We start from the raw sequence: 11,587 nt of genomic DNA on the forward strand, positions 1-11,587 counted from the left end.
TGAAACGTTTTTATGTGTTTTAGCGAGTCACGTAAATTAACTTAGAGCCTGTTGACCTAAATATGACTATATAAGATTCATGGCAGATGGGATTATGTCAGAAATAACAAAGCCTCTCGCACTTGAAAAGAAGGAAATGAGCGTGACCTATTTGCACACAATGTACTCGAAAAATCCAACAGATTCCCAGTTGGTTGACCCGCAAGGGCGTCATATAAATTATTTAAGGCTTGCTGTTACTGACCGTTGTAATTTCCGCTGTACTTACTGTATGCCAGAAGACGGTATTGACCTTAAAGCACGTGATGACATTATGCGGTTTCAGGAAATGGAGCATCTTCTTGGATTGTTTCTGGAATTAGGTATAACCAAAGTGCGTATTACCGGTGGTGAACCTTTTGTTCGCAAAGGCTTGTCTGAATTCTTAATAAGAATAAATCAATTTGACAAACTGAAATCAATCAATTTAACAACGAATGCGTATTTTATGGAAGATGCAATTTCATTGTTTCAAAAAATAAAAATAGACAATATTAATATCAGTCTTGACTCTTTGGATAGAGAAATATTTTATAAAATCACCCGGCGAGATGATTTTGAGAAAGTGTGGGGTAACATTGAAAAATTGTTGCTAACAGATTTGGCAATAAAGATAAACATGGTAGTTATCAAAGGTGTCAATGATAGTGAGATTGTTGAATTTTCTGAATTGGCTAAAAATAATAAAGTCGAAATCCGTTTTATTGAACAAATGCCCTTTAATGGTGGGTGCTTTTCAAGCGATATACTTTCTGCAGAGGAAATCATTGCCATTTTACAGAATGCATACCCAAGAATGATGGAATATTTTAAATCAAGTTCAACCGCAAGGATTTTTGAAATCCCGGGATTTAAAGGAAAGCTTGGTGTCATCGCTGGTCATTCCAGAACTTTTTGTTCCACATGTAGCCGTTTAAGACTCACTCCTGAAGGCATATTAAAAACCTGTCTCTACGACCATGGTTCGGTAAATTTAAAAGACATGCTACGTTCAGGTCGAAGTGACCAGGAAATAAAGTCGGCAGTTAAAGATGCTGTGTCCCAAAGAGCAAAAGATGGATTTGAATCGGAACAGCGAGCATTACAAAAAGTCCATTTTTCAAAAAAAAAACTTTCAATGGCGCAGATAGGTGGATAATAAATTTAATTTTTTTGCTTGGATTTATGCCGGCAACGTTTAATGTATTAGATATGGTGAATTTAATTTATATATAAAACCAGTTTGATAGGTAATGTCAATTGTTTTGACTGATTTTTTTATAGATAAAAATGACGTTACAGATGTCGCCACAGTAGTTCTGATATTGTTCCAACTCTGCTACTACGCATTTTTAATTTTTTTAGATATTGGTATTTGTGAATTATCACATAATTATATTTGCAAAAATTAACCTTAAACCTTTAATATTTGTTGCGGATATTATTTGAGCAGTGAAATGGAATATGACAATTAAGTTGACGCTATAATAATTTTTTTGAAAAAAATCAATGATTCTCGTTACAGCGGAAGGATAAACTATGAAGGTTAATGTAATTTTTTTTGGCGTTCTGGTCGACTTGGTTGGGCAAAGTATGTTGACAATCCAAGACGCAGATAATATTGATGATTTAAAAATGAAATTGGTAACAAGGTATCCAGGCTTGGAAGGCTACACGTATAGAATGGCTGTAAACCAACAAATGATTGAAAACAACAAACGTCTTTTTGATAACGACACTATCGCAATGATGCCCCCGTTTGCCGGGGGCTGATTTTCTAAGGCATCTATGGATTTAAATAAGCAGGAAAATCAGTATTATCATCGCCAACTAATTTTACCTCAGATTGGCAAAGCAGGACAACAAGCTTTAAAAAAAGCAAACGTACTTGTCATCGGTGCCGGTGGCTTGGGATGTCCTGTTTTAATGTCGTTGTGCGGTGTTGGTGTAGGCAGAATTGGTATTATAGACCCGGACAAAGTAACGGTTTCTAATTTGCATCGTCAAATGTTATATGGTTTTTCACAAATTGGAGAGTTCAAAGCTGAAGCCGCAATAAATCGTTTAAAAGATCTTAATCCTAATATTGTTTTAAACGCATACAGTGAAAGATTGGCTTCGGAAAATGCTATCGAATTGATTTCACAGTATGATGTTATTGTTGATGCGACAGACAATTTCCCAACACGTTATTTGATCAATGATGTTTGTGTTTATTTGGATAAACCTTTTGTTTTAGGATCAATAGATAGATTCCAGGGCCAAGTGAGTGTATTAAACTTCAGAGATGATCAAGGAAATAAATGGCCAACTTATCGTTGTATATTCCCCAAGCCATCAGCTCCTGAAACAGCGCCAGATTGTTCACAAAATGGTGTGATTGGAGTTTTGCCAGGAGTTATTGGTAATTTACAGGCAAACGAAGTTATTAAAGTTATATGCGGAATAGGTGAGGTGTTATATGGGAAAGTTATAATATTTGACGCATTGAGCAATCAAATAGTCCAGTTATCCATTCAACGAAACGAAAAAGCTGTACAACAAGCTCTAAAAAATGCATCAAATTTCAAATCATTTGATTATGAAAGTTTTTGTAATTCTACACAGAAAAAAATAAATGAAATCACTGCTATTGATTTGCACAAGAAAATACAAAATAAAGAAAAAATACAATTGATTGATGTTCGTTCGACACCTGAATTTCAAGTGGAGTTGCCGAATTCTATCCACATTCCGCTAAATGATTTGCATGCTAACATTAATAAAATATCGAGAGATGGCGGTATGGTTGTTTTTTATTGTGATCATGGCGTCAACAGCGCAAAGATGGTTAGAATGCTACATCATGGCAGTAAATCTAAAAATTTATTTAATCTAAAAGGCGGTTTGGCAGCTTGGCTGAAAATCGAAAATAATAATCATGAAAAATAATAATTATTTTGTTCAAGGTGGGATTGATCCGATTTTCATTGGAGAGCAGATAGCAATGTATGGTTCCAAGCATGATATCGGAGCCCATTCAATTTTTCTCGGTCAAGTACGTGCCGATGTAAAAGTAAAAAAACAAGTTTCTGGGATTGAGTACTCCACTTATGAAGATATGGCCAACGAAGCATTTTCAAAAATTCGTGAAGAAGCCTTTGAAAAATGGTCTTTAAGTTGTTTGTACATATTTCATAGCATCGGATTAGTAAATACTGGAGAGCTATCACTTTTTGTTTTCTGCTCTTCCGGACATCGGAGAGAAAGCATTAAAGCAATGGAGAAAGTTGTTGAGGATATTAAGCATAAAATTCCAATCTGGAAAAAGGAAGTTATGACAGATCAATCTGCTTGCTGGGTTTATAAATAGTGTCTAGTTATATTTTATCGAAAAATGCAAAGACAGTTAAATTGCTGTTTTTGATAGTTTTTAACTTCAACTAAATGCGAAAATAGGCAATTTAACAATTCGAAAGGAATAACATGATCGATATTAGTCAAAAATTCAACACATTAAGGTATGCAAAAGCCGAAGGTATCTTGATATCTAACTTGGAAACAATAAATAGGGTTCTTGAAAAAACTGTCCCTAACAGGCTGTTGATTTTATCTCCCCTGCAAGCCCCATTGATTCGTTGAGCTGGAAACGAGATTATCTAATAAGATATTGTTTTTAATGGTAAAATTGTTTTATTCCAAATATATTGCATTGTTCTCATGCGTGGCGCCGACAACATTCAAGAACAACTGTTCAGTTACCGAACCCTGGAAAGCCGGATTCCCAAAAAGCATCCGCTACGCAAGTTGCGTCAAGTGGTCGACCTGTTACTCGGCACCCTCAACGATGAGTTCGACGCACTCTACGCCCGCCGCGGCCGGGACTCCATTCCGCCGGAACGCCTGCTACGCGCCAGTTTGTTGCAAGTCCTGTTCTCTATCCGCTCGGAGCGGCAACTGGTGGAACATATCGACTTTAACCTGCTGTACCGCTGGTTCGTCGGCTTGACGATGGACGACGCCGTATGGGATCACTCCACCTTTAGCGCCAATCGCGACCGCTTGCTGAACGAGCACATCAGCCGTTTGTTCTTCGAACGGGTGCTGGCCTTGGCTGACTGGAAGAAGCTGATCTCCGACGAGCATTTCTCGGTGGACGGAACATTGATTCAAGCCTGGGCCTCGCACAAGCGTTTCGTGAAGAAAGACGGCTCAACCCCGCCGCCGGAAGATGGCGGCCGCAATCCTACGGTCAACTTCAAGGGCGAGAAACGCAGCAACGACACTCACGAATCACGCACCGATCCCGATGCCCGGCTGTACAAAAAGAGCGAGGGCGACAAGTCTCAACTGGCTTTCCTCGGTCATGCCCTGATGGAGAACCGCAGCGGCTTGGTCGTCGACGTCGAAATCACCCAGGCCACCGGCACCGCGGAACGCGAGGCGGCTCACGCCATGGTCAAACGCACCATCCACAAACCCGGCGCGACCTTGGGTGCGGATAAGAATTACGATACGCAGGATTTTGTCGCTAAGTTACGCCAGCGCAAAGTCACGCCGCATGTCGCCAGCAAGGAAAAAGGCTCAGCTATTGACGGCCGCACCACCCGACACGATGGTTACCGAAAAAGCCTCAAAGTCCGCAAGCGGATCGAAGAAGTCTTCGGTTGGGCCAAGACCGTCGGCCCGCTACGGCAAACCAAGTTCCGTGGCTTGAAGAAGGTTGCCGCACAAACGATTTTTACCTTTGCCGCCTATAACCTGACGCGCATGGGTACCATTTTCGGTTGGCGTTACAGCACCGCCTAGGTGCTCGTGCGCCTGAAATCCGCCAAAAGGCGGAATTTAACGCCCTTCGGAGCGAATATAATCGGCTAAAACCGAATTTTGAGGCCTAATCAGGCTTCCAGAACCGCCAAAGCCTCAAAAAAGGGCATCGAAACCGAAGGTATGCTGGCAAATTTCAACAGCCTGCTAAAGGAGATGTTTTACAGGTTGCACGGGCAGCGGGTATATCTGCTGCGAAAAATGCTGCCTCTTGGATCATCTTTTGTCATACTCTACCTTTGGATTGGGTTGGTATAAGTTTCGATGTCGGCGAAAATACAATAAAAGTTTCAGCGGAAGTAAAAGCGATCTGGAAAACCGGTGTTGAAATGGAAGCCATGGCTGCCGTTACGGGTGCGCTACTAAATATATATGACATGCTTAAGCCGTTAGATAACAACATCTCTTTTTCCGATGTAAAGCTGATTGCAAAGCATGGTGGGAAAAGCAGCTTTAATGAGTATTTTGCTGAACCATTAAAGTCAGCTGTTCTTGTTATTTCAGATTCTACATATGCGGGTACTCGCACAGATACATCGGGTAAAAACATTAAATTATTTTTGGAAGATAAAGGACTCTCGGTTCCAATCTATGAAATCTTACCTGACAGTTTAGATCAGGTAACGGATCGCTTGCGGCAACTGGCAGATGAAGACATTGATCTAGTTATTACAACCGGTGGAACGGGTTTTGGTCCTAAAGATATAACTCCAGAAGCTACTGCTAAAGTCATCGAAAAAGAAGCGCCCGGATTGGTTGAGACTATACGTCGCCATGGTAAAGATCGCACACCTTATGCCATGTTATCGCGTGAACTGGCCGGCATTCGTAGAAAAACGGTAATTATTAATTTACCCGGAAGTTCCAAAGGCGCACAGGAAAGTATGGATGCTCTCTTTCCCGGTCTCCTACACGCTTTCCCCATGTTGTGGGGCGGCGGGCATGATGAAGAAAATCGCTGGATTAAAAAATGACATCTATACCCGTAATAGCTTTTGTCGCCTTTATTGGTCCAGCGCGCATCGGTATCTTTTTGATGGCGCTTGGAGGCTGACCAGTCCTCGACCGTTTCGCCGGCTTTGATTTATGCATCTTCTTCCGGCGTATTACGCTGCACCGGCGCCTTGACGAAGCTGGCGTCGATCAGTTGGCCCTTACGGGCGATCATGCCGGCTCGATCCAATTGCCGGTTGAATTCATTGAACAGCGTCTCGGTGAGTTTCAGTTCTTTGAGTGACTCGCGAAACAGCCAGTAACTATTGCGGTCCGGCGCATGCTTGGCATCCGACAAACCGATAAAACGCTGGAAACTGCGCCTATCTTCGATCTGAAATTCCAATTGCTCGTTACTCAGGTTATAGAGACTGCCCAGCACTAAGGCCTTGAACATCAAAACCCCATCCCAAGGCTTCCGTCCGGCTGACGATTTGCGGACTTTGTTACGTACTGGATCCAGCAACGGCCGGAACGCTTCCCAATCCACTTGTGCGTCCAACTCCAGCAACGGATTGCCCAACCGATCAAGCCGACGATCGCGATGTTCGAACAGGGAACCGAAAAGGTCGTCTTGTGCACTCATCATCTCCAGTTCTCCTATGCTTTAATTCCGAGTCATTTTACTCGATGGGCGCAATTTTTAGAGGTGCCCACTAGTAAATGCTCGTTGAATATGCTGTGGCGGCTGTCCAAAAGCGCGAAGGAATGCTTGTCTCATACGTTCTCGGTCGCCGAACCCTGTTTCTCGTGCAATGATTTCGATCGGATGTTGACTTGTCTCTATCATAAGTCTGGCTGCTTCTACGCGAAGATGTTCAATAGCTTTAGCAGGTGTTTGTCCAGTTTCCTCCCGAAACACTCGGCTAAATTGGCGTGGACTCAGCCGAGCGATTTCGGCAAGTGACTCTACAGACAAGTCACTGCGTAGATTCTCTTTTGCATAGATGAGAGCTTTTTGCACACGGTCAGACTTTGGGTCCAACTCAAGAAGAGCAGAAAACTGTGATTGCCCACCGCCCCGTCGCTGATAAACGACAAGCTTACGAGCAACCATACGAGCGACTTCCGACCCCAAATCCTTTTCCACGATAGCCAAAGCAAGGTCCACACCTGCGGTCAAACCAGCCGAAGTCCATATTTGGCCGTCCACGACGAAGATACGGTCCTCATCGAGCAATACGTTGGGGTAGCATTTCCTAAAATTGTTGGCATGAGCCCAGTGTGTCGTCGCGTGTTTCCCTTCGAGAAGTCCCGCTTCGGCAAGGATGAAAGCACCAGTACAAATTGAAGCGATACGTCTAGTCTGAGTCGGCGCATTACGAATATAGTCCAATAGGCTGGCGGAGGGGAGCTTACATTCGTTATCACCAGCGACGATAAGCGTATCGTAGGTTGAGTCACAAAGTCGCTCTGTATTTACCGAAAAAGTCTGCGATGTCATCACGGGTCCTCCTTCTTCAGAGACAAGGCGGAACTGATACATCTTACTGCCATTCAAAATATTAGCGTATTCAAATACGCTTGCCACGGCTAATCCTAATGATTGGAAATTTGGAAAAACAACGAGTCCGATAGTATGCATAAGTCTAATGTCCGGAAATGTCATGACTTTTTTAACCATATTGCCACATATATGGTCATTATGCATGCGAATTATTGCGGGATCACTAGAAGTCTTAATGTCCTATTTAATTGCATATATGTCATTGAAGATATTTTCTGCCTCGATCAAAATATAGTCACACTCTGACAGAACGTCGAGTGATCTTTCTATTTTTTTCTATAAAGGAGAAGTGATATGACAGTTACAACAAATTCCTCTAAAGGAACGGCGCTGATTACCGGCGCATCTACTGGTATTGGAGCTGTATACGCTGATCGCCTCGCCAAGCGCGGCTATGACCTCATCCTTGTGGCTCGGAATGAGGAACGCCTGAAAGCGCTAACAAACCAATTGCATACGGAGACGGGGCGTGCAGTGAAAGCCGTTGTGGCCGATTTGAACGTCAAAGCCGATCTTTCCAAGATCGAGGAGATTCTTCGCGAAGACAAAAGCATTTCGATTCTAGTGAACAACGCAGGGGTCGGCTCGGTCGCTTCGATACTTGACGACGGTGTAGACGATATGGAAGCGATGATCAACCTTAACATCACTGCGCTGACGCGTCTTACTTATGCTGTGGCCCCCGTGTTTGTCAGTAAAGGTTCAGGCACTATCATCAATATCAGCTCGGTAGTCGGCATTGCTGTTGAATTGCTGAATGGCGTCTACAGTGCGTCGAAATCTTATGTATTGAGTTTTGGCCATGCACTTCAACGTGATCTAGCCGATAAAGGCGTGCGAGTTCAGACGGTACTCCCCGGTGGGACTATAACGGAGTTCTGGGATGTGGCCGGTTACGCCAAACAAAATGAATCTCCCATTATGATGACTGCTGGGGATCTGGTTGATGCGGCTCTTGTTGGTCTCGAACAAGGCGAACTAGTGACTATTCCTTCGATGCAGGACGAAAACGACTGGCTGCGCTGGGAAGCTGCTCGCCGCGAGTTGACACCAAAATTTGCCAATCCAAAACCTGCGCCACGCTACGCAGTGTCTATTTAGGCCGGCAATTCAGAGTGTTAGTCAAGCATCGCGCAACAAGAAGCGGACTCACAGTAAACCCTCTTGGAGTCCAGCACATATTGCACACCGAGGGATTTCTTTAAATTAAATAGGGGTTTCTTATGACATACCAAACTATCAACCCAACAACGAACGAGCTGATCAATACCTAACGACAAGTCCTAAAAACATACCGAGCCCTCAAGATGACGGCATGCCGTCATCTTGAGGGCTCTAACCACTAACTCGGGAGGTATCCATGCCATCGTATGTATGTTCTGTTCCGAATGGAAAGTTGAGCGACGCTCAGAAGCAGGAGATCGCAACTTCCATCACCAATCGTCACTGCCACGCCACCGGGGCACCGCCTTTCTTCGTCCAAGTCGTTATCGAGGAAGAGGGTGCGTCAAAGCGTTATATTGGCGGGCTAGTGACGACCGAATACATTTGGGTTCGCGTCGATATGCGCGCGGGACGTTCAGAAGAACTCATGCTGCATATCGTTGACGATGTGAGCCGCATTTCAGGTGTACCTGTCGAAAACGTCTGGATCAATCTGTGTATGCTCGAACCGACAGACATGGTGGAGTATGGCCGTGTCCTTCCAGGATCTGGCAAGGAACAGCAATGGTTCGAAACCCTGCCTCTGCCGGTCAGGGATCGGTTGGAGCAACTTGGCATCAACCAACACAAATTCCAGCTTTGAAGTTGGGCTTTACAGGATACTGGAATCACCGCGTTTCAGGCACCGCTAATACAGAAATTAAGAAAGTGAAGATGAAACCAACAGCAGTTGTCGTGGGTGTGGGATCCGAAGAAGGGCTTGGTGCTGCCTTGGCCCGCCGCTTCGCGAAGGAGGGCTTTCACGTAATCGTCGGGGGACGAACCGCCGAGAAGATTGAGCGAGTAGTGAAAAGTCTCGGCGATGGCAATAGCACGGCGGTTCAGGTGGATGCCACCAAAGAAGAAGATGTATTACGCCTGTTCCAGACAGCATCGGCACCGGGCGAAGGGAAATCGCCGGCGAGCGTTGTGATCTTCAACGCAGGTAACAACCAGTACATCCCGTTTCGTGAGCTGTCGGGAGAGAAGTTCGAGGATTTCTGGCGTGTAGGGTGTCTCGCCGGTTTCCTTGTTGGTCGCGAAGCCGTAAATCTCCTACTCCCACAAGGGACGGGAACGATTATCTTTACGGGAGCCTCGGCGAGTCTGAGAGGCCGTCCCGGTTTTGCGCACTTCTCGGCCGCGAAGGCTGGCCTGCGCATGCTCAGTCAGAGCATGGCCAGGGAGTTCGGGCCGCAAGGTTTGCACGTTGCCCATGTCGTAATCGATGGCGGTATCAACGGCACCAAGTTGAAATCTATCCTACCTGGGATACTCGATCAACGGGGTCTGGACGGACTTCTCAACATCGATGCCATCGCCGAAACGTATTGGCAATTGCATCTGCAACACCCGACGGCCTGGACGCATGAGATCGATCTGCGGCCATTCAAAGAATCGTTTTAACACAAAATACAAATGGTCATCTTCTTTGGCCTTGCTCGCCACCTGGGAATTTAGATCGGCGACCAATCCTTGTAGAAGCGAGCGTCCATAAACGCGATCCTAAATCAGGCTCTTCCGTATTTTGCGGAGAAACCACTACATGTAGTGCTATAGTCTTTGCCTGCCACAGTGAGTTTTGCTAAGGTCGACAATTTAACGCTGGAGTATCGTGATGACACAGTCGCTACTTCAAATACCGCTGGATATACCTGATGTTTGTATCGAAAAAGTTGAAACCACCGCCAAAGGCGAGTTCATCATCACGGTCAGTAGTACGTTAACCAGTGCAACCTGCCATCAATGCGGCCAGAGGATCGATAAGTTTTATGGCTATGGCAGAGAAATCACCTTGCGTCATTTGTCGATTTTCGATCGGCCGGTTTGGATCAAGCTAACCCCCAAGCGCTATCGATGCCCTGACTGCCCCAAAGGTCCGACGACCACGCAACAATGTGGCTGGTATAACTGGAAAAGCCCCCATACCAAAGCGTATGAGCAGTGGATATTGCGTGAATTGATCAACAGCAGCGTGACCGACATGGACGTGAAGCACGGCATCAGCGCCGAAGCGGCGGAAGGGATTATCAATCGGCACGTGGCCCAACAAGTTGATTGGTCTGCCATCCAAGGCATTCGCTTGCTGGGACTGGATGAAATCGCTTTGAAAAAAGGGCATCAAGATTTTGTGGTCATCGTGTCGGCTATCGATACCGAGGACCATAAGCGGATTCTGGCGGTGCTGCCCGACCGCAAAAAAGAAACGGTTAAAGCCTTTTTGCAGAATATTCCCGAGGCACAGCAACACGCGTTACAACGCGTCTGCGTGGACATGTATGAAGGGTATCGCAACGCCGTCTATGAGACATTGCCCGGCGTCGAGGTGGTGGTTGATCGCTTCCATGTCGCCAAGCATTATCGAGACGGCGCCGACCAGGTCCGCAAGGCGGAAATGAAAAAACTCAAGAATACCCTGTCTGCCGAGGATTATGCCAAGCTGAAAGGCGCGATGTGGGCTTTTCGGAAGCGCTGGATGGAACTCTCTGCCGATCAGCAAACCGTTTTGCTTTTTCTATTCCAGCAAGCCCCCATTTTGCGAGAAGTCTATATCCAACGGGAGCTTTTGACGGGTATTTTTGAGCGCCGACTCAATAAGGCTGAGGCCGAAAAAGCCTTGGATCGCTGGATGGAGCATATCAAAGTCTTGAAGTTGAAGGGCTTTGATGCGTTTGTCAAAACCTATCAAAACTGGCGAAATGAAATCACCAACTATTTCATTCGCCGGGAAACCAGTGGCTTTGTTGAAGGGCTTAACAACAAAATCAAAAGCATCAAACGACGCTGCTTTGGCATTTACAATACCGTCCGCCTGTTTCAGCATATCTGGCTTGATATCGAAGGGAGACGGTTGTTCGGTTATGCATAACCCTATATGTCGGGGCTACTCCGCGAAATACGGAAGAGCCCTAAATCAAGCATGGGATTACCGAGCCGACCAGCAAAGTCAAAAAGTTTAATTAGTGATTCGGTAATCACTATCGTTTTGGATCTGGTAAACAATCGTCGGATTTTTTCATTATTTGTGTCAGTAGTTTTTCACTAATTTGGCACATTTTT

11 protein-coding genes and 1 pseudogene are annotated in these 11,587 nt (G+C 45.1%); 10 read left to right on the top strand and 2 right to left on the bottom strand.

Annotated elements, in window-relative coordinates:
* Positions 1 to 94 precede the first annotated feature (94 nt).
* From moaA to moaCB, 6 genes and pseudogenes are all read left to right on the top strand, one after another.
* Positions 95 to 1,177 (top strand): GTP 3',8-cyclase MoaA, encoded by a 1,083-nt coding sequence (gene moaA / locus NM686_RS06110; protein WP_269022552.1) that lies wholly within the window; start codon positions 95 to 97, stop codon positions 1,175 to 1,177.
* Positions 1,178 to 1,557: 380 nt separating this feature from the next.
* The gene (locus tag NM686_RS06115) at positions 1,558 to 1,791 is read left to right on the top strand and encodes a MoaD/ThiS family protein (RefSeq protein WP_255186995.1); all 234 of its coding nucleotides are present in this window, start codon (positions 1,558 to 1,560) and stop codon (positions 1,789 to 1,791) included.
* 15 nt (positions 1,792 to 1,806) lie between these two features.
* Positions 1,807 to 2,949, top strand: coding sequence for a HesA/MoeB/ThiF family protein (locus NM686_RS06120; protein WP_255186996.1), 1,143 nt, complete (start codon positions 1,807 to 1,809; stop codon positions 2,947 to 2,949).
* The gene (locus NM686_RS06125) at positions 2,939 to 3,370 is read left to right on the top strand and encodes a molybdenum cofactor biosynthesis protein MoaE (RefSeq protein WP_255186997.1); all 432 of its coding nucleotides are present in this window, start codon (positions 2,939 to 2,941) and stop codon (positions 3,368 to 3,370) included. The genes NM686_RS06120 and NM686_RS06125 overlap by 11 nt, the downstream gene beginning before the upstream one ends.
* Before the next feature lie 347 nt (positions 3,371 to 3,717).
* Positions 3,718 to 4,806 carry an IS5 family transposase gene (locus NM686_RS06130; protein ID WP_255186998.1) on the top strand — a complete coding sequence of 363 codons (1,089 nt, stop codon included), beginning with the start codon at positions 3,718 to 3,720 and terminating at the stop codon, positions 4,804 to 4,806.
* Positions 4,807 to 4,976: 170 nt separating this feature from the next.
* Positions 4,977 to 5,798, top strand: a pseudogene (gene moaCB, locus NM686_RS06135) (bifunctional molybdenum cofactor biosynthesis protein MoaC/MoaB); the annotation flags it as partial.
* Between the two features lie 110 nt (positions 5,799 to 5,908).
* Here the strand turns inward: moaCB and NM686_RS06140 are convergent.
* Positions 5,909 to 6,406, bottom strand: coding sequence for a transposase (locus NM686_RS06140; RefSeq protein WP_255186999.1), 498 nt, complete (start codon positions 6,404 to 6,406; stop codon positions 5,909 to 5,911).
* Positions 6,407 to 6,460: 54 nt separating this feature from the next.
* Complete coding sequence (locus NM686_RS06145; protein WP_269022555.1) at positions 6,461 to 7,468, bottom strand: GlxA family transcriptional regulator; 1,008 nt, start codon at positions 7,466 to 7,468, stop codon at positions 6,461 to 6,463.
* A 150-nt stretch (positions 7,469 to 7,618) separates the two neighbouring features.
* Between NM686_RS06145 and NM686_RS06150 the strand changes: the two genes are divergently transcribed.
* From NM686_RS06150 to NM686_RS06165, 4 genes are all read left to right on the top strand, one after another.
* Positions 7,619 to 8,425 carry an SDR family NAD(P)-dependent oxidoreductase gene (locus NM686_RS06150; protein ID WP_255187000.1) on the top strand — a complete coding sequence of 269 codons (807 nt, stop codon included), beginning with the start codon at positions 7,619 to 7,621 and terminating at the stop codon, positions 8,423 to 8,425.
* Positions 8,426 to 8,684: 259 nt separating this feature from the next.
* Positions 8,685 to 9,131, top strand: a complete 447-nt coding sequence (locus NM686_RS06155) for a tautomerase family protein (RefSeq protein ID WP_255187001.1) — start codon at positions 8,685 to 8,687, stop codon at positions 9,129 to 9,131.
* 71 nt (positions 9,132 to 9,202) lie between these two features.
* Positions 9,203 to 9,934 carry an SDR family NAD(P)-dependent oxidoreductase gene (locus tag NM686_RS06160; protein WP_255188576.1) on the top strand — a complete coding sequence of 244 codons (732 nt, stop codon included), beginning with the start codon at positions 9,203 to 9,205 and terminating at the stop codon, positions 9,932 to 9,934.
* Between the two features lie 211 nt (positions 9,935 to 10,145).
* The gene (locus NM686_RS06165) at positions 10,146 to 11,396 is read left to right on the top strand and encodes an ISL3 family transposase (protein ID WP_255187011.1); all 1,251 of its coding nucleotides are present in this window, start codon (positions 10,146 to 10,148) and stop codon (positions 11,394 to 11,396) included.
* The last annotated feature ends 191 nt before the right edge of the window (positions 11,397 to 11,587 follow it).

It is taken from the genome of Methylomonas rapida (assembly GCF_024360925.2).
Taxonomy (GTDB): domain Bacteria; phylum Pseudomonadota; class Gammaproteobacteria; order Methylococcales; family Methylomonadaceae; genus Methylomonas; species Methylomonas rapida.